At 53.3% G+C, this 25,951-nt stretch carries 20 protein-coding genes; 14 read left to right on the forward strand and 6 right to left on the reverse strand.

Going from position 1 to position 25,951, the window contains the following annotated elements; all coding sequences use genetic code 11:
- The 12 genes from ACML7B_RS10700 to ACML7B_RS10755 form a co-directional block, all read left to right on the forward strand.
- Positions 1–1,189 (forward strand): sugar ABC transporter ATP-binding protein (locus ACML7B_RS10700; RefSeq protein WP_418541195.1); only part of this gene is annotated, 1,189 nt, incomplete at its 5' end.
- An 18-nt stretch (positions 1,190–1,207) separates the two neighbouring features.
- Positions 1,208–2,215 carry an ABC transporter permease gene (locus tag ACML7B_RS10705; protein WP_346707441.1) on the forward strand — a complete coding sequence of 336 codons (1,008 nt, stop codon included), beginning with the start codon at positions 1,208–1,210 and terminating at the stop codon, positions 2,213–2,215.
- A gap of 35 nt (positions 2,216–2,250) precedes the next feature.
- Entirely contained in the window at positions 2,251–3,141 is an 891-nt protein-coding gene (locus ACML7B_RS10710) for a sugar phosphate isomerase/epimerase family protein (protein WP_418541197.1), read from the forward strand.
- Positions 3,142–3,157: 16 nt separating this feature from the next.
- Entirely contained in the window at positions 3,158–3,721 is a 564-nt protein-coding gene (locus ACML7B_RS10715) for an SIS domain-containing protein (RefSeq protein WP_106789492.1), read from the forward strand.
- 14 nt (positions 3,722–3,735) lie between these two features.
- Complete coding sequence (gene dhaL / locus ACML7B_RS10720) at positions 3,736–5,496, forward strand: dihydroxyacetone kinase subunit DhaL (protein WP_418541199.1); 1,761 nt, start codon at positions 3,736–3,738, stop codon at positions 5,494–5,496.
- 13 nt (positions 5,497–5,509) lie between these two features.
- Positions 5,510–6,496, forward strand: a complete 987-nt coding sequence (locus ACML7B_RS10725) for a Gfo/Idh/MocA family protein (protein WP_418541201.1) — start codon at positions 5,510–5,512, stop codon at positions 6,494–6,496.
- Between the two features lie 459 nt (positions 6,497–6,955).
- Positions 6,956–10,105 (forward strand): isoleucine--tRNA ligase, encoded by a 3,150-nt coding sequence (gene ileS / locus ACML7B_RS10730; protein ID WP_418541202.1) that lies wholly within the window; start codon positions 6,956–6,958, stop codon positions 10,103–10,105.
- A 40-nt stretch (positions 10,106–10,145) separates the two neighbouring features.
- Positions 10,146–12,608 (forward strand): glycogen/starch/alpha-glucan phosphorylase, encoded by a 2,463-nt coding sequence (locus ACML7B_RS10735; RefSeq protein ID WP_346707600.1) that lies wholly within the window; start codon positions 10,146–10,148, stop codon positions 12,606–12,608.
- 3 nt (positions 12,609–12,611) lie between these two features.
- Entirely contained in the window at positions 12,612–13,298 is a 687-nt protein-coding gene (locus tag ACML7B_RS10740) for a hypothetical protein (protein ID WP_418541203.1), read from the forward strand.
- Positions 13,299–13,340: 42 nt separating this feature from the next.
- Positions 13,341–14,234 carry a SpoIID/LytB domain-containing protein gene (locus ACML7B_RS10745; RefSeq protein WP_418541204.1) on the forward strand — a complete coding sequence of 298 codons (894 nt, stop codon included), beginning with the start codon at positions 13,341–13,343 and terminating at the stop codon, positions 14,232–14,234.
- A gap of 80 nt (positions 14,235–14,314) precedes the next feature.
- Entirely contained in the window at positions 14,315–15,085 is a 771-nt protein-coding gene (locus ACML7B_RS10750) for a murein hydrolase activator EnvC family protein (protein ID WP_418541206.1), read from the forward strand.
- Between the two features lie 146 nt (positions 15,086–15,231).
- Positions 15,232–15,477, forward strand: a complete 246-nt coding sequence (locus ACML7B_RS10755) for a GIY-YIG nuclease family protein (RefSeq protein WP_418541207.1) — start codon at positions 15,232–15,234, stop codon at positions 15,475–15,477.
- A 55-nt stretch (positions 15,478–15,532) separates the two neighbouring features.
- Here the strand turns inward: ACML7B_RS10755 and trhA are convergent, their stop codons facing one another.
- The 5 genes from trhA to ACML7B_RS10780 form a co-directional block, all read right to left on the reverse strand.
- Positions 15,533–16,195 carry a PAQR family membrane homeostasis protein TrhA gene (trhA, locus tag ACML7B_RS10760; RefSeq protein WP_106789499.1) on the reverse strand — a complete coding sequence of 221 codons (663 nt, stop codon included), beginning with the start codon at positions 16,193–16,195 and terminating at the stop codon, positions 15,533–15,535.
- Positions 16,196–16,339: 144 nt separating this feature from the next.
- Positions 16,340–17,314, reverse strand: a complete 975-nt coding sequence (locus tag ACML7B_RS10765; protein WP_418541208.1) for a dipeptidase — start codon at positions 17,312–17,314, stop codon at positions 16,340–16,342.
- Between the two features lie 116 nt (positions 17,315–17,430).
- Positions 17,431–18,672 (reverse strand): DUF819 domain-containing protein, encoded by a 1,242-nt coding sequence (locus ACML7B_RS10770; protein ID WP_418541209.1) that lies wholly within the window; start codon positions 18,670–18,672, stop codon positions 17,431–17,433.
- Between the two features lie 145 nt (positions 18,673–18,817).
- Positions 18,818–19,438: a nucleoside recognition protein gene (locus ACML7B_RS10775; RefSeq protein WP_418541211.1), complete on the reverse strand. Its 621-nt coding sequence runs from the start codon at positions 19,436–19,438 to the stop codon at positions 18,818–18,820.
- 58 nt (positions 19,439–19,496) lie between these two features.
- Positions 19,497–20,861: an MATE family efflux transporter gene (locus tag ACML7B_RS10780; protein WP_418541212.1), complete on the reverse strand. Its 1,365-nt coding sequence runs from the start codon at positions 20,859–20,861 to the stop codon at positions 19,497–19,499.
- Positions 20,862–21,078: 217 nt separating this feature from the next.
- Here ACML7B_RS10780 and ACML7B_RS10785 point away from each other — a divergent pair, with 217 nt between their 5' ends.
- Positions 21,079–21,600 (forward strand): spore maturation protein, encoded by a 522-nt coding sequence (locus ACML7B_RS10785; protein WP_418541213.1) that lies wholly within the window; start codon positions 21,079–21,081, stop codon positions 21,598–21,600.
- 123 nt (positions 21,601–21,723) lie between these two features.
- On the opposite strand, the gene ACML7B_RS10790 is transcribed toward ACML7B_RS10785, so the two are convergent.
- A complete protein-coding gene (locus tag ACML7B_RS10790) occupies positions 21,724–23,493 on the reverse strand; it encodes a DUF885 domain-containing protein (RefSeq protein ID WP_418541215.1) in 1,770 nt (589 codons plus the stop codon).
- Positions 23,494–23,950: 457 nt separating this feature from the next.
- Between ACML7B_RS10790 and metG the strand changes: the two genes are divergently transcribed.
- Positions 23,951–25,864 carry a methionine--tRNA ligase gene (gene metG, locus ACML7B_RS10795; protein ID WP_418541216.1) on the forward strand — a complete coding sequence of 638 codons (1,914 nt, stop codon included), beginning with the start codon at positions 23,951–23,953 and terminating at the stop codon, positions 25,862–25,864.
- Positions 25,865–25,951 lie beyond the last annotated feature (87 nt).

Genomic DNA, 25,951 nt, shown 5'->3' on the forward strand with positions numbered 1-25,951 from the left:
GCCTTATGAGAAATCAGGCATAAAGGGGACGGTAAACCAGAAAGAACTGGAAGAACGGGCGATCCCTATCCTGGAGAAGTTCTCCATCCCCATCAGGCCCAATGAGCTGGTTAAGGATATCTCTGTATCTTCACAGCAGCTTCTGCAGATCGCCCGGGCGACCGTGCATGAAGATTATGACGTATTGATGCTGGACGAGCCGACCACCAGTCTGACAAGCAGAGATACGGAGATCCTTTTTGATATTATCCGGAAGATCAAGGAAGAGAATAAGGCGATCATCTTTATTTCCCATAAGCTGGAGGAAATCTTCCTGCTGGCAAATGTGATCACCGTATTCCGGAATGGAAAGAAAGTGGCGTTCTCCCCTACGAAGGATGTAGATACAAACTGGGTCATCCGGCAGATGACAGGTCACGAGGTGGATCAGAACCAGCGGTTTTATTCCACAAAGGTGTTGGATGAAGTGCTGCTGGAGGTGGACAATCTTACCGGGGAGAAATTTACCAATGTCAGCTTTAAGCTGAAGAAAGGAGAGATCCTGGGCTTCTCCGGGCTTGTGGGCGCCGGGCGGAGCGAACTTATGCAGGCGATCTTTGGTTATCTCCCGGTCTATGCAGGATCCGTCAAGCTGGGCGGTCAGGACTGGAAGCTGGGAGACACCAATTATTCTGTGAAACATGGACTGGTCTATCTTCCGGAGGAACGGAAAAAGCAGGGCATCCTTCCGGTGCTCTCTATCCGGGAGAATATCTCGGTGTCTGTACTGGATGAAGTGAAGAGCGGGATCAACATTTCCAGGAAAAAGGAAGAGGATCTGGCACAGCAGGTGATCGAGACTTATGATGTAAAGACACCGGGATCAGATAAAGAGATCCAGTTCCTTTCCGGCGGTAATCAGCAGAAGGTTATCATCGGGCGGGCCATGGCTGGCAAGCCCAGGCTTCTGATCTTCGACGAGCCTACCAAGGGTATCGACGTGGGCACCAAGACAGAGATCTACCGTCTGATGAAAAAGCTTGCGGAGGAAGAGGAGATTGGTATCATCATGATCTCGTCTGAAATGGAGGAGGTTATGAGGTGCTCCAATCGGGTCATCGCAATGTATGAAGGAAAAGTGGCCGGAGAGTTTGATGAGCACGCCGGGCAGCAGGATGTGCTTGGAGCCATCATCGGAGTAAATTCGTAAATAAAAGAGGAGTTTATTATGGGAAAAGAAAATACAAAACAGAAAACGGGCAACGCAGTGTTAAATGCGTTGAAAAAAAGTAATATGACGGCAATGGCAGCTATACTGGTCATTATGATCATTATCGCCAGCGTTGTATCCCCTCACTTTTTGAACATCTATAATCTGCAGTCCGTATTACGTGACCTTGCATTTATCGGGATGATCGGTATCGCGCAGTCGCTGCTTCTTCTGGTGGGAGAGCTGGACCTGTCCGTTGGAAAGATCGCCTGCCTGTGCGGCATCCTTTCCGGTATGCTGATGGTGAACGCGGGAGTGAACCCCTGGCTGTCTCTGCTGGTGGGAATGATCCTGGGCGTTGTGTTTGGATTTATCAATGGTATCATCATCACCCGTCTCCGTCTGAATTCCATGGTTGCCACCATTGGTATGCAGGGCGTGTACGGAGGCGTGAACCTGGTAATCACCAAAGGAAAAGCGGTGACCGGGATTCCGGACGACGTTCAGTTCCTTGGAAAGAATTCCATCGGACCGGTGCCGATCCCATTTGTCATCTGTCTGATCGTTCTGATCATTATCCTGTTTATGGTGAAGAAGACCAAGACAGGGCGTTATATTTACGCAATCGGAAACAGTATGGAAGCGGCGAAGATCCTTGGTATCAAGGTAGACCGGATCCGGGTGATGATCTACTCTATCGTAGGACTGATCTCCTCCCTGGCAGGTCTTCTCTATGTATGCCGTCTGGGTTCCGCGCAGACAGCCATCGGCGAGGACTGGCCGATGAACTCTATCGCAGCGTCTGTTATCGGCGGTCTTTCCCTGACCGGTGGTGTGGGGAATCCAGCAGGGGCCCTGATCGGTGCGGCAGTGATCACGATCATCCAGAATATCATCGTTCTGTTTGGCGTTAACTCTTACTGGCAGTCGGCAGTCAGCGGAATCGTGGTTGTTCTGGCCATTTCCTTCAGTTCAATCTCTGATATCGTACGTGAGCGGAGACAGAGAAGGATCAAACTGAACTAAGAGGCTGACAGTTGCTTGAAAGAAGGAGGATCAAAATGGTAAAATTAGGATTGAACTTATCGTTTGCAGTAAAACGCTGGCTGGATCCGGTCCAGCTTGCGAAGATGATCAAGAATGACTTTAAGATTGACCATGTTCAGTTCACCTGGGATCTTATTGATCCCTGGTGGCCTGAGGAGTACCGGGATGTGATGGCCCGTCAGTACAGAGAAGCCTTTGCGGATGCAGGAGTAGTGATCGACGGCACATTCGGAGGCCTGGCTTCTTACTCTTACGCACATCTGCTTGCGCCGGCGAAGGAGCAGAGACTGGCGGCAGTGGCGTTTTTCAAGAGAGCCATTGACCTGACGGTTGAAATGGGCTGCCCGGTGATGGGAACACCGGTAGGCGGGATGAGTTATGATGAAACCAGGGATCCGGCAAAACGGGAAGAACGCTATCAGGATATGCTGGCTGCGCTGCGGGAACTGGCGGCTTACGGGAAGGAGAAGGGACTGAAAGAGATCCATATCGAGGCCACGCCTCTGATCACCGAATTCCCTCACAGCCCGGAGGTTTCCGTTAAGATGATGCAGGATCTGGAAGGCTCCGCCATCCCTATCAAGCTGTTGATCGACTGGGGCCATGCATTGTTTAAACCGCTTCTGAAGGAAGAGGCGGATATGGATCTGTGGTTTGAGAAGTGCGCGCCCTATATTGGCTCCATCCATCTGCAGCAGACAGACGGTCTGTGGGACCGGCACTGGGATTTTACCAATGAAAACGGGATCGTTACTGGGAAGATGATAAAAGAAGCGACGGAGAAAGCACATTTGGACGATATTCCTCAGTATCTTGAGGTTGTCACCATCTTCGAGGACGATGATGATCACGTTTACGACGGAATGAAGAAGACTATGGATTATCTCCATAAAGAACTGGATTAGCCGGGAGGTGTGCAGAGTGGATTACAAAGAGACGTATGAAAAGATCCTGGCGGAACACAGACAGGTCTATGAGAGACTGGATCAGGCCGGGATGCGGGAATTTATCGAGGAAGTGAAGAAGCATGACCGGATCTTTCTGATCGGTGTGGGAAGAGAAGGCATGGCCACAAGAGCATTTGCCATGAGGCTCATGCATATGGGCAAGGAGATCCACTGGATCTGGGACGACACCACCCCGTCCATCGGCGAGGGAGATCTTCTGATCGCTACGCTGGGAGACGGACGGATCGGCCATATCAACTATGTGTGTGAGAGGGCCAAAGAGGCAGGGGCCATGATCTATGTGGTCACTGGATCACCCAGCGGCGATACGGCCAAGAACCTGGCGGACAAGGTATTCTTTGTTCCGGCGGCGGTATACCGGGGAACCGACGATGTGGTGCCTTCTTTCCAGCCTATGGGAAATCTGTTTGAGCAGTGCCTGTTTGTGGTGTTTGACATCATTGTGATGACCATCGTCGACGAGACGGAGGGGCTGACCTTTGAGAAAATGTCGAAACGCCACAGAAATATAGAATAAAGGAGATGTCTTAAGTGAGCACGAAGAAAATTCTGAATCGGGATGTGGAAAATGTTGTTGAGGAAAATCTTACCGGTTTTCTGATGGCCTACAAGAAATATTACAAAAAAGTAGGCGAGTATAACGCATTTAAGTACAAAGGGCAGAGAAAGGATAAGGTTGCCCTGGTGATCGGAGGCGGAAGCGGACATGAGCCGCTGTTCCCGGGATACTGCGGCGCAGGGCTTGCGGATGCGGTTGCCTGTGGGAATATCTGTGCCTCTCCCAATCCGGAGCTGATCACAAAGGCTGCCCAGGCAGTAGACCAGGGGAAGGGCGTGCTTTTTGTTTACAACAATTATGCCGGTGACAATCTGAACTTTGATATGGCAGAGGAAATGTGCCGGGCAGAGGGTATGAAGACCGCCCATGTAAGAGAGTGGGACGACCTTGCCTCCGCGCCGAAAGAGCGGATCACAGACCGCCGGGGCATCGCCGGAGTGGTCTACACTATCAAGATCGCGGGAGCCGCCTGTGATGCAGGACTTGACCTGGACGAGGTAGTGCGGATCACCGAGAAGGCAAGAGACAATACCAACACCATCGGAGTAGCCACTGCGCCGGGAACATTGCCGGGAAATGAGAAGCCCACCTTTGAGCTGGCGGATGATGAGATGGAATTTGGAATGGGGCTTCACGGCGAGCCGGGTATCGAGCGGACTAAGATGATGTACTGCAGCGATATGGTAGAGCGGATGTACAATGAGCTGATGGCCGAGATGAACCTGAAGGAAGGAGATGAGGTGGCAGTCCTGGTCAATGGCCTTGGGTCTACGCCTCTGCTGGAGCTGAACCTGGTTTATTACGAGCTTTACAAGCGGATGCACAGAGACGGGTTAAAGGTATACGATGCAGAGGTTAAGATCTACTGTACTTGTATGGAAATGGGCGGATTCTCCATTTCCTTCCTGAAGCTGGACGATGAGCTGAAGAAATATTACGACGCTCCCTGCTTCTCTCCCTATTACGCAAAAGGAGCATTTACTGGCGTGGCTGCAGATCTGGGAGCGGATGAGGCCGATGAGGAAGAGCCGGAGTTTGATGAGCAGGATGTAGAGCCGGCAGAGATCGTAAGGAGCAAAGAAGGAGTTCTGGAGGAACTAAGCGCGGAAGACACCAGGAACATGCTGCTTTATGTAGCGGATAAGATCATTGCCAATAAGCCCTATCTGACAGAGGTGGACAGCGCCATCGGCGACGGCGATCATGGCATCGGTATGGCCGGCGGCATGCAGAAAGCCAAGAAGAAACTTCTGAAGATGCAGGGGGAGGAGAATGCCTACCACCTGTTTGAAACGGCAGGAGAGGCTATGCTCATGTCTATGGGCGGAGCGTCCGGAGTTATTTTTGGAAGCCTTTACCTTGCGGGCGCCAAGGGCATGGAGCCCAAAGGCGTGATCACAGCGGAAGACCTGGCGGCCATGGAGCGAAAGAGTCTGGCGGCGATCCAGGAAAGAGGCGGCGCCCAGGTTGGCGACAAGACCATGGTTGACGCGCTGGCTCCCGCAGTGGAGGCACTGGAGGCAAACAGCGGGAAAGGCCTGCTGGAAATGCTTAAGGCAACGGAAGATGCAGCCAGATGCGGTATGGAGAACACGAAGAAATATGTGGCCAAATTTGGCCGGGCAAAATCCCTGCTTGAGCGGGCTATCGGCCATCAGGACGCAGGCGCTACTTCTGTGTATCTGATCTTCCAGGGAATGAGAGAATTCGTGGAAGGCACGATGACAAAATAATCAGGAGGCGTTTATGAAGAAAAAAGTGAACTGGGGAGTCCTGGGCTGCGCTGCCATTGCGCGGGTTCGGACGATTCCCGGACTTTTACAGGCGGATAATGCTCATCTTCTGGCTGTGGCAAGCCGGGGGATAAAGAAGGCAGAAGGGCTGCGGGAGCAATTTGGAGCAGACCGGGCATACGGAAGCTATGAAGAGCTGCTGGAAGATCCGGATGTGGATGCGGTATATATTCCCCTTCCCAATTCCCTGCACTGCCAGTGGGTAGAGAAAGCGGCCAGAGCGAAGAAACACATTTTATGCGAGAAGCCACTGGCATTAAATGAAGCCCAGGCACAGCATATGTTCGAAGTCTGCGAAGAAGAAGGCGTGCTTTTGATGGAGGCATTTGCCTACCGGCACGCGCCGCTGATCCAGAAGGTAAAGCAGGTGATCGATGAAGGTGCGGTGGGGAAAGTAAAATACGTAGAATCCCATTTGACGGATCTGCTTACTGACATGGGAAATATCCGGATGAACAAAGATCTTGGCGGCGGGTCCTTCTATGACATGGCCTGCTATAACATCAGCGCTATCAGTTATCTCCTGGGATTCAAAGAGCCCGCAGAGGTGAGGGCACTGGCGGAAATGAGCCCGGAATACGGAGTGGATGTAAGTAATACCGCGATCCTGAAATACGAAGACGGCACGCAGGCAGTAAGCTATTCCTCCCTCAATTCCTATCCCAGAGGTTATTACTGCGTGGTGGGGGAAAAAGGCCGGATCGAAGTGCCCTGTAACTTCAACTGCCGGTATGTGCAGAAATTTACCGTGACCACAGGTGGGATTGTAGACAATGTAGAGATTCTGGAGGAAAAAAAGACCGAGTACACTGTAATGTGCCCAGACAATTATATGCTGGAGATCCTGCAATTCGGCCGGTGTATTCTGGAAGGCGAGGCGCCGTTGGTGTCGAAAAAAGAGACACTGCTGAACGCCAGGATCCTGGATCAGATGCTTTGATCTTTAATTGGGGACGTGGTATTTTCGAAAATACCACGTCCCAGATTGAAAATACCCTGTCCCCAATTAAAAAAACCTTGACGGAACGGGCCTTTCTAGCTATAATAATACCGCATATAGAAAGGCGTTGACGAAGACAGTAGACCGTATCAGAAAGGCAAAGAGAACCGGGGATGGTGGGAACCTGGTACCAGTAAGATACCGTTGAAGATCACTTCCGAGTCGCGGTTCCTGAAAGGCGGCTTTTTAAGTCCTCAGTAAGGACCGACGGGATTCCCCCGTTACAGGGAAGGCATATGTTGGTATGTTTAGGTGGTTTATAAGCGTTAGCCTTGGCTTTCGTCCTATACAGGACGGAAGCTTTTCTTTTTGTCTCCAAAAAGGGACAGGGTTTTTTCAATCTGGGACGTGGTATTTTCGAAAATACCCCGACCCCAATTAACAAGAAGGAGGTCAACCATGTACAAGAAAGTTTCGACAGACCTGAACTTTGTGGACCGGGAGAAGGCCACGGAGAAGTTCTGGGAGGAAAACCACATCTTTGAGAAGAGTATGGAGGAGCGTGAGGGCAATGAGATCTATATGTTCTACGACGGTCCTCCGACGGCCAACGGCAAGCCCCACATCGGGCATGTGCTGACCCGTGTCATCAAGGATATGATCCCCCGCTACCGCACCATGAAGGGCTATGAGGTGCCAAGGAAGGCCGGCTGGGACACCCACGGACTGCCGGTGGAGCTGGAAGTGGAGCGGGCCCTGGGTCTGGACGGCAAGGATCAGATCGAGGAGTACGGCCTGGAGCCATTTATTGATAAATGTAAGGAGAGTGTCTGGAAATACAAGGGTATGTGGGAGGATTTCTCCGCTACCGTTGGTTTCTGGGCGGATATGGAGCATCCTTACGTTACCTATCACAATGATTATATCGAGTCTGAGTGGTGGGCGCTGAAACAGATCTGGGAGAAGGGGCTTCTCTATAAGGGATTTAAGATCGTGCCTTACTGCCCCCGCTGCGGAACGCCGCTGTCTGCCCAGGAGGTTGCCCAGGGCTATAAGGATGTGAAGGAGCGGTCTGCCATCGTCCGGTTCAAGGTGATCGGCGAGGACGCTTATTTCCTGGCATGGACCACCACCCCCTGGACTCTGCCTTCCAATATCGGCCTCTGTGTGAACCCGGAGGAGGATTATGCCAAGGTAAAGGCGGCGGACGGCAATGTTTACTACATGGCCTGCGCCCTTCTGGATACCGTCCTTGGCAAGCTTGCCGAGGAAGGAAAACCGGCCTATGAAGTGCTGGAGACCTACAAGGGAAAAGAGCTGGAATACAAGGAATACGAGCCTCTCTACCAGTGTGCCAAGGACTGCGCGGACCGGCAGAACAAGAAGGCTTTCTTCATCACCTGCGACACTTACGTTACCCTGACCGACGGTACCGGCGTGGTACACATCGCCCCGGCCTTTGGTGAGGACGACGCCAAGGTGGGCCGCAAGTACGACATGCCTTTCGTACAGCTGGTGGATGAGAAGGGAAATATGGCCGAGAGCACTCCATTTGCCGGCATGTTTGTGAAGAAGGCGGACCCGGAGGTGTTAAAGGATCTGGACGCGAGAGGGCTTCTCTTTGACGCGCCCAAGTTCGAGCACAGCTATCCTCACTGCTGGCGCTGCGACACGCCTCTTATTTACTACGCCCGTGAGTCCTGGTTCATCAACATGACCGCGGTGAAGGAGGACCTGATCGCCAACAACAACACCATCAACTGGATCCCGGAGAGCATCGGCAAAGGCCGTTTCGGCGACTGGCTGGAAAATGTCCAGGACTGGGGCATCAGCCGGAACCGTTACTGGGGAACTCCGTTAAATATCTGGGAGTGTGAGTGCGGACACCAGCACTCCATCGGCAGCATCGCGGAATTAAAGGAAATGTCCGACAACTGCCCGGATGACATTGAGCTCCACCGTCCTTATATCGACGGCGTGACCATCAAGTGTCCCAAGTGCGGCAAAGAAATGCACCGGGTGCCGGAGGTGATCGACTGCTGGTTCGATTCCGGAGCCATGCCATTTGCCCAGCTTCACTATCCATTTGAAAATCAGGATCTCTTCGAGAAGCAATTCCCGGCGGACTTCATCTCCGAGGCGGTGGACCAGACCAGAGGATGGTTCTACTCCCTGCTGGCCATCTCCACCCTGATCTTCAACAAGGCGCCTTACAAGAACGTAATCGTCCTGGGACACGTGCAGGATGAGAACGGCCAGAAGATGAGCAAGTCCAAGGGCAACGCGGTGGATCCTTTCGAGGCGCTGGAGAAATACGGCGCGGACGCTATCCGCTGGTACTTCTATGTGAACAGCGCTCCCTGGCTGCCCAACCGGTTCCATGGCAAGGCAGTGGTAGAGGGACAGCGCAAGTTCATGGGAACCTTGTGGAATACCTACGCGTTCTTCGTGCTGTACGCCAATATCGACGAATTTGATGCGACCAAATATACGCTGGAATATGATAAATTATCGGTGATGGATCAGTGGCTTCTGTCCAAGCTGAATTCGGTGATCAAGGCAGTGGACGACCACCTTGCCAACTACCGGATCCCGGAGGCGGCAAGAGCCCTCCAGGATTTCGTGGACGACATGAGCAACTGGTACGTGCGCCGCAGCAGAGAGCGGTTCTGGGCCAAGGGCATGGAGCAGGATAAGATCAACGCCTACATGACCCTCTACACCGCCCTGGTGAATATTTCCAAGGCGGCGGCGCCCATGATCCCCTTCATGACCGAGGAGATCTACCAGAACCTGGTGCGCAGCATTGATCCTTCCGCTCCGGAGAGTATCCACCTGTGCGACTTCCCTGTGGTACAGGAAAGTGAGATCAACAAAGAGCTGGAGTCCAACATGGAGCAGGTGCTTAAACTGGTGGTTATGGGCCGGGCCTGCCGGAATACGGCCAACATCAAGAACCGCCAGCCCATCGGGAAAATGTTTGTGAAGGCGGACTTTGAACTGCCGGCCTTCTACCAGGATATCGTGACCGACGAGCTGAATGTAAAGGAAATGGAGTTCACCAAGGACGTCCGGGCCTTTACTTCCTATACCTTCAAGCCTCAGTTAAAGACGGTGGGACCCAAATACGGGAAAATGCTGGGCGGCATCAAGGCGGCCCTGGAGTCCCTGGACGGGAACGCCGCCATGGATGAACTGAACGCCACAGACGCCCTGAAGCTTGACGTGAACGGCCAGGAGATCACCCTTTTCCGGGAGGATCTTCTCATTGAGACCGCCCAGACGGAAGGTTATGTGTCCGAGCAGGACAATGGCGTTACCGTAGTGCTGGACACCAACCTGACAGAGGAGCTTCTGGAGGAAGGGTTTGTCCGCGAGATCATCAGCAAGGTGCAGACCATGCGGAAAGAAGCCGGATTCGAAGTGATGGATAAGATCGATATCACCTATGAGGGAACCGGACGGGCAGAGGAGATCTTCGCCCGGAACGCGGATACGATCGGAGAAGAGACGCTGGCGTTAAGCGTGGAGAAAGCCGCGCCGGCAGGATATGTGAAGGAGTGGAAGATCAATGGTGAAGACGTTGTTCTCGGAGTGGAGAAAAAATAATCCGGATCCGGCCACAACGGAAAACGGAAAGGAAGCAAGTATGTATAATCCAAGATTTGAGAAAGAAGAATTCAAGAAAGAAGTTACCAATAATGTGAAGACCCTCTTCCGCAGGACTGTGGAAGAGGCGTCTCCCCAGCAGCTGTTCCAGGCGGTCTCCTACGCGGTGAAGGAAGCCATCATCGACGACTGGATCGCCACCCAGAAGCAGATGGACAAAGACGACCCCAAGATGGTCTACTATATGTCCATGGAGTTCCTTTTGGGAAGAGCCCTGGGCAACAACCTGATCAACATGACCGCCTATAAAGAGGTGAAGGAAGCCCTGGATGAGATGGGCATCGACCTGAACGCCATCGAGGACCAGGAGCCGGATCCGGCCCTTGGAAACGGCGGTCTGGGACGTCTGGCGGCCTGTTTCCTGGACTCTCTGGCAACCTTGGGCTACTCTGCCTATGGCTGTGGTATCCGTTACCGCTACGGCATGTTCAAGCAGAAGATCGAGAACGGCTATCAGGTGGAGACCCCGGACAACTGGCTCAAAGACGGCAATCCCTTTGAGCTGAGACGGCCGGAGTACGCCAAAGAGATCCGGTTTGGGGGAAATATCCGGGTAGAGTATGATGAGAGCGGCAAGACTCATTTTGTACAGGAGAATTATGAGTCAGTTCTTGCGGTTCCCTATGACTACCCCATCGTGGGCTACAACGACCATCTGGTGAACACCCTGCGGATCTGGGATGCGGAGCCGATCGTGGACTTCCAGCTGGATTCCTTTGACCGGGGAGATTACCACAAGGCGGTGGAGCAGCAGAACCTGGCCAAGAACATCGTGGAGGTGCTCTATCCCAACGACAACCATTACGCAGGAAAAGAACTGCGTCTGAAGCAGCAGTATTTCTTCATCTCTGCCAGCATTCAGACTGCCATTAAGAAATATAAGAAGAATCACGACGACATTATGAAGCTGCCGGAGAAGGTGACCTTCCAGATGAACGATACCCATCCTACGGTAGCGGTGGCAGAGCTTATGCGGATCCTTCTGGACGAGGAGGGCCTGGGCTGGAATGAGGCGTGGGAGATCACAACCAAGACCTGTGCCTACACCAACCACACCATTATGGCGGAGGCGCTGGAGAAGTGGCCCATCGACCTGTTCTCCCGTCTGCTTCCCAGGATCTACCAGATCATCCAGGAGATCGACCGCCGGTTTGTAGAAGAGATCCGGCGTCAGTATCCGGGAGATGAGGGCAAGGTAAAACGGATGGCCATCCTGATGGACGGCCAGGTGAAGATGGCCCATCTGGCCATCGTGGCAGGCTATTCTGTCAACGGCGTGGCAAGGCTCCACACCGAGATCCTGAAACATCAGGAGCTTAAGGACTTCTATGAGATGATGCCCCAGAAATTCAACAACAAGACCAACGGCATCACCCAGCGGCGTTTCCTGATGCACGGCAACCCGCTGCTGGCGGATTGGGTGACAGACAAACTGGGGACCAAAGACTGGATCACCGACCTGTCCCTGATGAAGGGCCTGAAGAAATGGGCGGACGACAAAGAAGCCCTTCAGGAATTTATGGACATTAAGTATAAAAATAAAGAACGGCTGGCAGACTATATCCTGAAGCACAACGGCATCGAGCTGGATCCCAGATCCATTTTCGATGTACAGGTAAAACGTCTCCATGAATACAAGCGCCAGCTTCTTAATATCCTGCACGTGATGTATCTCTACAACGAGATCAAGGAGCACCCGGAGAAGAGCTTCTATCCCAGAACCTTCATCTTCGGCGCCAAGGCGGCGGCAGGCTATGTGCGGGCGAAACAGACCATCAAGCTGATCAATTCTGTAGCGGACGTGATCAACAACGACCGCAGCATCAACGGCAAGCTGAAGGTGGTATTTATCGAGGATTACCGGGTATCTAACGCGGAGCTTATCTTCGCGGCGGCGGATGTGAGCGAGCAGATCTCCACCGCTTCCAAGGAGGCTTCCGGAACCGGCAATATGAAGTTCATGCTCAACGGCGCTCCCACCCTGGGAACCATGGACGGGGCAAATGTGGAGATCGTGGAAGAGGTTGGCCGGGAGAACGCGTTTATCTTCGGTCTCAGCTCAGACGAAGTCATTAACTTTGAGCAGAACGGCGGGTATGACCCAAGGGAGATCTACAACAACGATCCCCAGATCCGCCGGGTAGTGGATCAGCTGGTGGACGGCACCTACGCCCACGGCAATACGGAAATGTACCGGGATCTCTACAATTCGCTCTTAAGCGGCGGAAACGGCAGCCGCCCGGATATGTATTTCATCCTGAAGGATTTCCGCGCTTACGCCAATGCCCAGGAGCAGGTGGAAGAGGCTTACCGGGATCGGGACCGCTGGGCAAGAATGGCTCTCCTGCAGACGGCAAGCTGCGGCAAGTTCTCTTCCGACCGGACCATTCAGGAGTATGTGGACGACATCTGGCATCTGGATAAGATCACAGTGGAGGTGTAGGCAATGAACAATGCAGGCGGAGTAGTTACGCTGGTTTTGATCTATCTGCTGGTTTTCGGCGGTCTGGGGATCGGAGCGCTGGTCAGCTACATTTTGCGGGGCGTGGGCATGTACACCCTGGGAAAACGCCGGGGGATGGATTATCCCTGGCTGGCGTTCATCCCCTACGCCCGCACCTGGTTCCAGGGGGAACTGTGCGGCACCCTGCATTTTGGCCATAAGGAGCTTAAGTCCCCGGGGATCTGGCTTCTGGTGATCCCGGTGGTGGGAGGTATTGTGACCGGACTTTTCTCCATCTTTATCTGGGGAGGTCTGGCGCTGCAGATCACGGAGATGGTGACTTCCGTAACCGCCACCACCTATTCCGACGCTTACTACAGCTATCAGGGCGGCGCCTCTGTGGGCGGATTCCTGATGATGCTGGTGGGGGTCCTGCTCTTCGCGTTGGTGTCCCTTGCGGTGTCCGCAGTGTCCGGGACCCTGGAGGTGCTGGTGAACCGGCAGATCTTCGCCCGGTACGCGCCGGACAACAATGCGCTGCTCCATGCGGTGATGGGGATCTTCCTGCCGCTGTACACGTCTATCTATTTCTTCCTCATCCGGAACCGGGAGAGGGGGCCCCAGCCGGGACCTGGAGGATTTCCGCCCCAGGGAGGCCGGGAATTTCAAACGGGAGCAACAGAAGAATAAAAGGACCAGCCCTTCCATATAAGTATATGGGAGGGCTTTTTTATGTGGCAGAGAGTGAAAAAACTGGGCTGTTATCTTCTGATCATCCTTCTCTTGCCCTACGTGGTCACCGTATTTTTAAATGGGCCAGGCCTGGTGTCTTCTTCCCAGGTGGACAGTGCCGGGGTCCGGGTGAATACCGGGGAGGGTGAGGTGGAAATGTCTCTGGAGGAATACTGCATCGGGGTCCTGGCCCGGGCGATCCCGGCGAACTATGAGGAAGAGGCGCTGAAGGCCCAGTCGGTGCTGGTGCGGACAGACATTTACGGAAAGCTTCAGGAGGGCGGGACCAATGCCGTTCTGGAGGAAGCGTTCTGGGACAAGGAGGAGATGGAGGAGGCCTGGGGACTGGCCGGGTACAGGGCCAGTTATAAGCGGCTTGAGAGAGCCTGGAAGGAGACGGAAGGACAGGTGCTTACTTATGAGGGCGCCCTTGCCAGAACGCCTTTTTTCCGCCTCAGCAACGGCAGTACCAGGGACGGGAAGGAAGTGCTGGGGGAGGACTGCCCCTATCTGAAGATCGTGGACTGCCCCCTGGATATGGAGGCAGTGGAACAGCTTCAGACCGTCACGCTGGAGGAAGACCTGGACGCGGAGGTGGAGAAGGTGGATACCGCCGGCTACGTGCTCAGCGTCCGGGTAGGCGAAGAGACCGTCAGCGGGGAGGAGTTCCGGGAGGCCTACCACCTGGCTTCCAGCTGTTTCACCCTGCAGAAGTATGAAGGGACCCTGCGGATCACCACCCGGGGCGTGGGGCACGGCCTTGGCATGAGCCAGTACACCGCCGGGAAAATGGCGGAGGAAGGCAGCACATTTGAAGAGATCCTTACCTATTTCTTCCCGGGGACGGCGCTCCAGGAGGTGGCGCAGATCGTAGACCTTGGCAAGGAGGGATAAAGGCTGCGGGAAAAGATTCATTTTCAGAGAATAAGGACATCACCATCTGGCAAGAATAAAGGCAAAGGTGGTGATAGAAAATGAATCAAAATCCAAATCAGAGGAAGAAACCAAAGCCAAGGAAAAGAAGAGGGGCTACCGCCGCCGCGGTGTTAAGCTTCGCGGCAGCTATCGCGATCGTCGGAACATATACATTCAGGGATTATAAGGAATCCCAGCGGGAGGATCAGCTGGCGCTGGCGGAAGAAGCCCGGGAGACACAGCAGCAGGAGCCGGAAGAGAGCCGGGAGACCAACACCGACCTGATCCTTAACACAGAGGAACCGGTGGAAGAAGAGGATACCGACATGACCGAGGAGGAAGAGGAGACTGCTTCGGAGGAAAATGGAGAAAAAGACGAGGCGGTCCAGAGCACAAGCAGCCAGATCCCCAGCTTCACCAGCGACAGTAAGCTTCTGTGGCCGGTGGACGGTAACGTGCTGCTTAGCTTCAGCATGGACAAGACCGTGTACTTTTCCACCCTGGATCAGTACAAGTACAACCCGGCCATGGTCATATCCGGAGCAGAAGGAGATCAGGTGATCGCCTCCGCCCCCGGGATCGTCAAATCCATCGACGTGACCGCCGAGACCGGGACCACAGTCAACGTAGACCTGGGGAACGGCTATGAACTGTTCTACGGCCAGCTGAAAGAAGTACCGGTGAAGGCAGGAGACTATGTAGACGCCAAGACCGTGCTTGGATACGTGGGCCAGCCCACGAAATACTACAGCGTAGAGGGCTGTAACGTGTATTTTGAGATGAGGAAAGACGGACAGCCGGTCAATCCTATGGAGTATCTGGTAGAGTAGGAAAAATCAAAAAAGGGACAGGGTATTTTTAATCTGGGACGTGGTATTTTTAAAAATACCACGTCCCCACTTATGGTGTTATACTGGAAAGAGAAGCTATTTTCAGGGATTTACAAGGATTTACAAGAAAAAGGGGATTAAAGGAAATGAATTATACTTATATCCTGCGCTGCAGCGACGGCAGCCTTTACACCGGATGGACCAATGACATAGAGAAGCGCCTGGAGCAGCATAACGCAGGCAAAGGGGCCAAGTATACCAAGGGGAGAACGCCGGTAACACTGGAGTACTGCGAGAAGTTTGAGACAAAGCAGCAAGCCATGAGGCGGGAGTGGGAGATTAAGCAGATGAGCCGGAAAGAAAAAGAGGCGTTAATTAAAGTGGGGACGTAGTATTTTTAAAAATACCACGTCCCAGATTGAAAATACCCTGTCCCTTTTTGAAATCTTACAGGACGAAGGCGTACATTACGATGAAATGGCAGGCGCTCCCGCCCATCACGAACAGATGGAAGATCTCATGGCTCCCAAAGTACTGGTGCTTCCGGTTGAACAGGGGAAGCTTCAGGGCATAGATCACGCCGCCGATGGTGTATATAAGGCCGCCGGCCAGCAGCCATCCGAACGCCGCCGGGGACATGGAATTGAGGATCTGCGTAAATGCCAGGACACAGGTCCAGCCCATTCCGATATACAGTACGGAAGAGACCCATTTGGGGCAGTTGATCCAGAATGCCTTCATCAGGATCCCGGCGATGGCGATCCCCCATACAATGGATAAAAGCAGGATCCCGGTCCGTCCTTTCAGTACCAGAAGACAGATGGGAGTATAACTGCCGGCGATGAGCACGCTGATCATCATATGATCGATCTTCTTCAAAATGGTATTAACCTTCTTGGAGCGGTCAAAGGTATGATAAGTGGTGCTGGCCGCATATAATAAGATCAGACTCAGCGCATATACTGCGATAGAAATAATATAGATCCTGTCCGGTTCATGCGCGGCCTTTATTAAAAGCGGGATCGCGGCAAAGATTGCCATTAACATCCCGATAAAATGTGTGATCGCGCTGCCTGGATCTTTCACATGTTCTTTGATCACATCAGCCATGTTGCCACCTCCTGAAATATTAAAGATATAACACATAGTAATGAAAACTACTTATCAATATGTATATATTATACCCAATATTCCAAAAAAGCAAGCAAAAAAAGTGGGGACGTGGTATTTTTAAAAATACCACGTCCCCAGAAACTATTTCATGACTTTGTGAATTAAATTGTGCCAGTTCTTATGGGAAATCTTTTCAATCTCCTCGTCATTGAATCCAACCCGTTTCATTTCCGTGATCACATTTGGTACCTGAGAGCAATCCTCCAGGCCGATGGTGTACGGATTTTCCTGGCTACTGAAGGAGTCCAGGGTATCGCCGCACAGGTATTCGCAGAAATCAAATCCGAATCCCACATGGTCGATGCCCATGATCTCTACCATATGTACCAGGTGTTTCACCAGATTTTCCACGGTCTGTTTGTGGATGTCCGGGTGAACGAATTCATTGAAGGAGTTCAGGCCTACCATGCCGCCGGTCTCTGCCAGAGCCTTCAGCTGGTCGTCGGTCAGGTTCCGGCGCTGGTCGCAGAGGGCCCGGCAATTGGAGTGGGTGGCGACCACCGGCCCGCTTGCTGCGTCCAGGAGATCCCAGAAGGAGGTGTCGTTTAAGTGGGACACGTCCAGGATCATGCCCAGGTCTTCGATCTTGCGCACCGCCCTGCGGCCCAGATCGGTAAGTCCCCGCTCTGGTGTGCCAAGGGCTCCGGTGGCCAGCGGATTTTCTTCGTTCCAGGTCAGGCTTGCGTGGCGGGCGCCGAAGTTATAAAACTCCTCGATCATGTCCACGTCCTCGCCTACGCTCTTTAAGCCTTCCAGACCGATGAAGGTATACATTTTTCCTTCTTTTCTTGCAGTCACCATATCCTCGTAGGACCGGCAGATCTTCAGGATATCCGCGCAGTCCGGCTCTTCATGGGAAATGGCTTCCATCATCTGATGGGTTCGTTTCAGCGGATCTTTGTCAAAAGGCGGATCGTTCCAGATTACGAAGATCCCGCCCTCGATCTGGCCTTTCTTGAAGCGGTCGTAGTGATATTTGCGGAAAATGTCGGATTCTCCGTTCAAGTAGTGGTGTGTGACGTCTGTCCAGATGTCGCCGTGTGCATCAAAGTTCATAAATCAGACCTCCTTTGTAAAAGGATAAATAAATGCGTCAACTGAGAATCATTTTCGTTGATAAAAAGATAAAAATAATACAGGGACGGACTTCCGCCCCTGTATATATTTGTGTTTTATGCGGTTGCACCCATAAGGCTTCCTACGATCAGACCAGCATAGGTTCCGATTACGTAGCCGATGGTACCAACGATCAGACAAGGTCCAACCAGTTTGGTCCAGCCTTTGGAAACTGCCATGGCTGCTGATGTGGTCGGTCCGCCGATGTTGGCGTTGGACGCACACAGGATCTCCTCAAGGTCGAACTTGAAGAGCTTGCCAAGTACAAGGCTGAACAGCATGTTTACGATAACTACGATTGCCGCGAATACAAGCAGCAGAGGTGAGTTCCGTACGATCAACGGGATAGAAGCCGGAACACCGATTACGAAGAAGAACAGGTAGATCAGGAATGTTCCCAGTTCGTTTGTTCCTCTGATTTCGCCGAAGAATCCCGGAGCTGCGGTCGCGCAGATCATGGAGATGGTGGCGATCCACAGATACATGTTACCAAACAGGGTGTTCAGCATGGACAGAAGCGGATTGGAGGTCGGGATCACGCCTGCCAGGAAATCAGCAACGATGGTAGACAGGGTAACGATCACGAACGCTACCGCAACTGCCATGGCGATATCCTTAAGGGAGATCTCTTTCCGTCCCCAGTAAGCTGCTGCAGCTGTTCCCTCGGTATCATTGTTGGCGGTTCCTGCTTCTACAGCATCCTGATGGGGATGTTTGTAGTGCTTGCGGAAGAAGCCGATTCCAGGGATGATAACCAGTACGAAGAAGTACAGAGCCATCAGCAGGTTGTCGGCAACGGTGGCTGCGGACAGCATTTCGCCGGTTACGTTGAAGGCCTCGCCCAGAGCGGCGAAGTTAACAGAACCGCCGATGTAGGTACCGGTGAATACGCCTGCCAGAGCGTTCAGCTCAGGAATGAAGTTTCCAAGCAGTACGTAGCCAAGCATAACGCCGACCATGGTACCCACGGAACCACACAGGAAGATTCCCAATAGCCTCAGTGAATCCTTTCCCATGTCACGCACGTTACACTGCATCAGCAGAAGCGGCAGGGAAAGAGGAACTACATAGCTCCAAACTGCATCCCATACCGGCGCAGCCGTCGGGATGATTCCCAGGTTGGATAAGATAAGTGCTAACACAAGAGCTACAATGGCACCACTGGCCTTTGCTGCCCATGTGTATTTCTGTTCCAGATAAATAGCAGCTGCGGCCCCGGCAGCACATACTGCCCAGAGTGCCCAGGTGTTATCCGCTCCGATCAGCGGATTGTTAAGGTCGAAAATATGTCCCCACATACTCTCTCCTCCTTTCAAAATTTTGTGCTTTGCTAAGAAGCTGTTTCTTTAGTACACAGCTTAGTATAGTACGATTTGTGGAAAATGTCAATAAACGCGGTGGAAATGAATGAAAATTCGCAAAAAGTGCATAAATAAGGAAAAGTTAAGAAACCTTGCTGCGCCGGTCCATCAGACGGCAGAAGACCACCGCCACTGCAGTGCTCACAGTGGTGGCCAGGATCCCGGCTCCCACGATGGCTGCCGGGTCCACGCTGCCGTACTGGCTGCGGTAAGCGATCACATTTACCGGGATTAGCTGCAGGGAAGAAATGTTTATAATAAGGAACGTACACATCTCGTTGCCGGCTACGCCCCGCTTTCGTACCGGTCCCGGCAGCCGTCCGGCACGGCGGTCTTCCTCCAGGCGGGCCAGTTCCTCCATGGCCTTTAACCCGGCAGGGGTGGCGGCCCAGCCAAGGCCCAGGAAATTGGCGATCAGATTGGTAAGGATGTGGGGCTCGGAGGGATGGCCCGCGGGAAGCCTGGGGAAGAGGAACCGGATCACCGGCCGCAGCCGGACAGAGAGGGCGTCCATGATCCCCGCCTTTTGGGCGATCTCCATTAGTCCCACCCAGAGGGCCATGACCCCCATCATGGTGACGCACAGGGTGATGGCTTCTTTGGAGGAATCAATGGCGGCGTTGGTGATCTGAGAAATGCGGCCGGTGAACGCCGCGAAGAGGATGCCGGCAAGGATCATGCCGGCCCAGAGAAAGTTCAGCATAAAAGGCTCCGGGGATTTTTGTAAATTATATGCCAAAAAGCCGGGGGAAATGAGGGCATTATTCTTTCAGCATCCGCCGTACCGTGAAGAGCATGGTGAGAAAGCAGGCGCTCCCGCCGATGAAGTTGGACACCGGCTCTGCCAGGAAGACGCCGCTGGTGCCAAGGCCGGCCACCGTGGGGAGCCACAGAGTCAGCGGGATGACGATGACGGCCTTTCGCAGAAGGGAGAAGAACACCGCCTGCCGGGAGCAGCCCAGGGCCACGAAGGTGGACTGGCCGGCAAACTGCAGGGCCATCATGAAAATGCCGAAGAAATAGATGTGCATGGCGGGCACGCCCTTTTCCAGAAGCTCCGGTTCGCTGTTAAAAAGGTGGATGAAGAACCGGGGAAAGAGGAGCAGCAAAGCCCAGAGAAACAGGGTGAACAGGATACAGCTGACGGTCATGAACCGGATGGCTGCTTTCACCCGCCCCTTTTCTCCGGCGCCGTAGTTGAAGCTGATGATGGGCTGGGCGCCGTTGGTCAGGCCGTTCATAGGCATGTTGATCAATTCCCGCACCGAATTGATCACCGTCATGATCCCCACGTACAGATCGCCGCCGTACCGCTGAAGGGTGGCGTTGCACATGATCTGCACAGAGCCGTTGGTGATGGCCATGATAAAGCCGGAGAACCCAAGAGAAGTAATCTCCTTAACAAGCCTTTTGTGTAAACGAAGATATTTCTTTGACAACTTTATAATAGCATTTCCTCTGGTAAGGAAATAAAAAACCCAGATGGCAGACACACATTGGGAAATGATGGTGGCGATGGCCGCGCCACGGACGCCCAGGCCAAAGACAAAGATGAACAAAGGGTCCAGGATCAGATTCAGGACCGCGCCGATGGAGACCGTGAGCATCCCGGTGACCCCGAAGCCCTGGGCGTTGATGAAGTTGTTCATGCCCAGGCTGACCATGACAAATAACGTGCCAAGGAGATAGATGGTGATATAGGCGTCCGCATAAGGATAGGTCACGTCGCTGGCCCCAAAAAGATAGAGCAGGGGCCGCCGGAAGACCAGGCAGAGCGCGGCGATAAGGACGCCGGATAACAAAAGCAGGGAGAAGGAATTTCCCATGATCCGCTTAGCCCGCTCCGTCTCCCCCGCGCCCCTGGCGATGGAAAAAAGAGGCGCGCCGCCCATGCCAAACAGATTGGCGAAGGCAGTGATGATGGTAATGATGGGCAGGGTAAGGCCAATGCCGGTGAGGGCCTGGGTAGAAGTATGGGGCAGATGCCCGATATAGATACGGTCCACCACGTTGTAGAGGACGTTGATCAACTGCGCCAGCGTCATAGGCAGAGCAAGCCGCAGGATGTTGATGGCAACACTCCCCTGGCTGAAGTCCTTCTGCGAAGCAGCGGCGGTATGTTTCATAATAGATCACCAGATTCCGTAAAATAAGATTCCTAGATAGTATAGGCTTTTTGGCAGTTTTTTTCAATTGGATTTCCAATTGGGGACGTGGTATTTTCGAAAATACCACGTCCCAGATTGAAAATACCCTGTCCCTTTTTGATATTTTTGAGAATAAGAAAAAACTTAGAGCACATAAATTATTAGAAACAAAGCCTGAAAAAGGGGATGAATCCAGATGAAATTTTTGCTTTATCTCAGCGATCTGATGGTTCCGCTGGTGATCTTTGGGATTGTCAGCTATGGACTTTTGATGAAAGTAGATGTTTATGAGACGTTTATCCAGGGGGCCAAAAGCGGGCTGCGCACGGTAATAAGCCTGGTCCCTACTCTGGTCGGACTGATGGTGGCGGTGGGGATCCTGCGCGCCTCCGGGTTCCTGGATTTTCTGGCAAGAATCGCCGGCGGTCTGACGGAACCTTTGGGGTTTCCGGCAGAGCTGGTCCCCTTAAGTGTAGTGAAAATGTTTTCTTCTTCCGCGGCCACCGGCTTGCTTCTGGATTTATATAAAGAATACGGGACGGATTCTTACATTGGGAAAGTAGCCTCTATCAGTATGAGCTGCACAGAGACCATTTTCTATACCATGAGCGTTTATTTCATGACTGCCAAAGTAAGTAAAACCAGGTATACTCTTGCAGGCGCGCTGCTGGCAACAGCGGGGGGCCTGGCTGCCAGCGTGGTGTTGGGAGAGATGTAGGGATCTGACGGGTGATCGGGAGGAAACGGCGGCACAGCGTTGTTTTGTTAGTTAAGAAGTGACAGGGGGACAGGGTATTTTCAATCTGGGACGTGGTATTTTTGAAAATACCACGTCCCCACCTTACGATCCTATTACGTATTCCCGCAGCAGATCGAAGGGCGCGGGCCCTACCTCCAGTACGGCTTTGTGGAACTTTTCCTGGCTGAAGTCATCGCCCCACCGGCGGATGGCTTCTTTCTTTAACTCCAGGAATTCTACATATCCGATATAGTATTTCAGATAGTTGGCCGGATCCCCCAGGATCAGCTGATAGATTTCTTCGATCACTTCGGTCTTGGTGATGCCGTAGCTGCGGAAGAAGGCGATGGTGTCCAAAAGGCTCCAGCCGTCGTAGTGGATCCCCATATCGGCCAGGGCGTAGAGCCCCAGCAGGATGGAGGCGTTTTTCTGCATCAGGGTGGCCAGGTCATGGTCCATAGGTGCGTAGTAATAGCTGACCATCTCAGTGTAGGTGGCCCAGCCCTCAGTATAACCGCCAAAATCCAGAAGGCTGCGGATGGGGTCCGGATCCTGCCCGGCAAAGTATGTGGTCTGGTAGAGGTGGCCGGGGTATCCTTCATGGGCCAGGGTGGTGAAGAGGGAAATGTCGTCGCCAAGATGGCCGGGATTGATGTAGATCACATTTTCCCCGGGATTGTCGATGGCCGGGATCAGGTAGAAGGCGGGGCTTAGGTATTCCTGCATGGATTCCTGCACATACTTGATCCGAGTATCTACCTGGGGCGGAGCGGGGAATTCTCCTTCTATCTTCTCTTCCAGGTAAACCAGGATAGAAGCGGGATTGGTGTCGGAAAGCAGTTCTCCCTGAGGCTTGAAGAGATCGGAGGAAATGCTGACATCCCCGGAACCGGAATAAGCTGCCAGCGCTTCCTGAAGGTCCAGAAGATCCCGGGCCAGCTGCTGCCGGGTCAGTGCCTGAAGCTCTGGAACCGACCGGTCTGAGCCGGTCTCCATAGCAGCCAGGATCTCATAGTAGGTTTCTCCTTCTGGAAAATGGCACAGACCGCCGGAATTTTTCCCGGTATCCCGCAGGGCCAGGATGCCGTCCATCAGATCCTGATAGGCGGGAAATACAGAGCGCTTCACAGCGGCTGCATTTTCCCGGCAGTAGGCTTCCAGGTCATCCTGAGGTAGGGAGAGTTCCTTTAGCCGTTCCCGGAAGGAAGAATACAGGTAGTTCTTCTCTCCCAGGTCCAGGAATACCTGGCACTCTTCCACGACAGCGTCGGCGCGCTGGGCGGACATGAAAAGCCCTTCCCGGGAGCGGGCTTCTTCGAATTCCAGAATAGACTGGAAATAGACCGGCACCTGATCCAGGAGCTTTAAATAAGTCTCTACGTCCTCCCGGTTTGAGAACCGGTATTCCGACAATAGCACCGGAAGCTGAGCCTGGGTGCCGGTGAGGGGCGAGAGGGGTTCTTCGTAGAGAGCATAGGCGGATTCCCGGAGGGAGTTGGAAAGATACTGTTCCAGGATATCGTAGGTCAGCCGGTTTTCGCCGGAGAGCTTTTCCCGGTCATGCCGGTGCAGCAGGGCCAGGGCATTTTCCGCGGCGGCGCTTATTTCTTCCGGGTCCGTGCTGACCTGCCCCAGGGAAATGGGAGCGTCATGGATCCCGTAAGAGGACGGATCCTGGAGGGTGAAATGGAGGGAGAGGGAGTTGCCGGCTACCTCCTGGCAAAACAAGGCTTCTGTGTAGTCTTCGAACCGCCGGTCGGGGTCTCTTCCGAAGAAAAATATAAGGCAGGCGGCGGATAGGAGAAGAGAAAAAAAGACAGCCCCAAGAAGAAGAGGGCGTTTCTGAAACTTGATTTTCAATGGATGGATCATAAGGCTTCCTGGTTTTTTTCTATTTATATGCAGGCAGAGAGGCGGCAATGCGGGAGATTTGCCAGTTTTCCTTGACACGCCCCGCCGGATTATGCTACGATTTCTAACATCAGTGGATATGCAAACGCAATGACGGAAAGAGTACGCCATTTGGACATTTTACAGAGAATTCCCGAAGGCCTAAGGGCCGGATGCTGAGAGGGATGGATGGAGACTGGCGGAAGATGGCTCCCGAGCGGCGCACCGAACAGGAACGAGGGGTTCCTGCCAGGCTGCGATGGGTCCGCCCTTTACAGCGGCCAGGGTGAGAAAAGCCTGCAAGGCGGGCTCACCTGACGAGGCCTGTGTCGTGAGGCGCAGGTGAAAAGAAGTGGTAACACGGGGACTCCCCGTCTTCTCTGATCATTCCGGACGGAAGGATCGGAGATTTTTTATTTTCAAGGAGGAGAATCAGCAAATGGAAAAACCAAAGTATTATATCACAACGGCTATTGCCTACACGTCCGGCAAGCCCCACATCGGCAATACCTATGAGATCGTGCTGGCGGACGCCATCGCCCGGTACAAAAGAAGTAAGGGCTTTGATGTGTTCTTCCAGACCGGAACTGACGAGCACGGACAGAAGATCGAACTGAAAGCGGAGGAAGCAGGCGTTACGCCCAAGGAATTCGTGGACAATGTGGCCGGGGAGATCAAGAAGATCTGGGATCTGATGAACACTTCCTACGATAAATTCATCCGCACCACGGACGAAGACCATGAGCGCCAGGTGCAGAAGATCTTCAAGAAAATGTATGAGAAAGGCGACATTTACAAAGGGTATTATGAGGGCATGTACTGCACTCCCTGCGAGTCTTTCTTCACCGAATCCCAGCTGGTGGACGGAAAATGTCCCGACTGCGGGCGCCCGGTGCAGCCGGCCAGGGAGGAGGCCTATTTCTTCAAGATGAGCAAATATGCGGACCGGCTGATCGAGCATATCAATACCCATCCGGAATTCATCCAGCCTGTATCCCGGAAAAATGAGATGATGAACAACTTCCTGCTGCCGGGCCTGCAGGATCTGTGTGTGTCCCGGACCTCCTTCAAATGGGGGATCCCGGTGGATTTCGATCCCGGCCACGTGGTCTACGTATGGCTGGACGCGCTGACCAACTACATCACCGGGATCGGCTACGACTGTGACGGGGAGAGTTCGGACCTGTTTAAGAAAAACTGGCCGGCGGATCTCCACCTGATCGGCAAAGACATCATCCGGTTCCACACCATTTACTGGCCCATCTTCCTGATGTCCCTGGACCTCCCCCTGCCCAAGCAGGTGTTCGGCCATCCCTGGCTCCTTCAGGGAGACGGCAAGATGAGCAAGTCCAAGGGAAATGTGCTGTATGCCGATGAGCTGGTAGATTTCTTCGGCGTGGACGCGGTGCGCTATTTCGTGCTCCATGAGATGCCTTTTGAAAATGACGGCGTGATCACCTGGGAACTGATGGTGGAGCGGATGAACTCCGATCTGGCCAACACCCTGGGCAATCTGGTGAACCGGACCGTCTCCATGGCCAACAAATACTTTGGCGGCGTGGTGGCAGACAAAGGCGTGGCAGAAGAGGTGGACGCAGACCTTAAGGCGGTTGTGGAGAACACGCCCAAGGCTGTGGACGCCCGGATGGACGATCTGCGGGTGGCGGACGCCATGACCGAGATCTTCAACCTGTTCAAGCGCTGTAACAAATATATCGATGAGACCATGCCCTGGGCGCTGGCCAAGGACGAGGCAAAGAAAGACCGGCTGGAGACAGTGCTCAACAACCTGATCGAGAGTATCAAAGTAGGGGCAGAGCTTCTGGCGCCCTACATGCCGGAGACCGCAGAGAAGATCCTGGCACAGCTGGGTGACGGCAAAGTCACTGAGAAACCGGAGATCCTGTTCGCAAGACTGGATCTGGAGGAAGTGATGAAGAAAGTCGAAGAACTGCACCCGCCGGTAGAAGACGAGGCAGACAGTACGGCCGGGGACGATGCGGCAGTTATCGATCTGGAGCCCAAGCCGGAGATCACCTTCGAAGACTTTGGGAAAATGCAGTTCCAGGTAGGAGAGATCATTGCCTGCGAAGCGGTGCCCAAATCCAAAAAGCTTCTGTGCTCCCAGGTAAAAGTAGGAAGCCAGGTGAAGCAGATCGTGTCCGGGATCAAGGCTCATTACACCCCGGAAGAGATGGTAGGCAAGAAAGTCATGGTACTGACCAACTTAAAGCCTGCCAAGCTGGCCGGCGTGGTGTCAGAAGGAATGCTGCTGTGCGCGGAAGACGCCGACGGCAATCTGGCGCTTATGACCCCGGAACGGGAAATGCCCGCCGGAGCGGAGATCTGTTAAAAAGGGACAGGGTATTTTTAATCTGGGACGTGGTATTTTCGAAAATACCACGTCCCCAACTGAAAAAATGAAAGGAGAATCAACAAT

The sequence above is a fragment of the Massilistercora timonensis genome (assembly GCF_048354975.1).
Lineage (GTDB): Bacteria > Bacillota > Clostridia > Lachnospirales > Lachnospiraceae > Massilistercora > Massilistercora timonensis.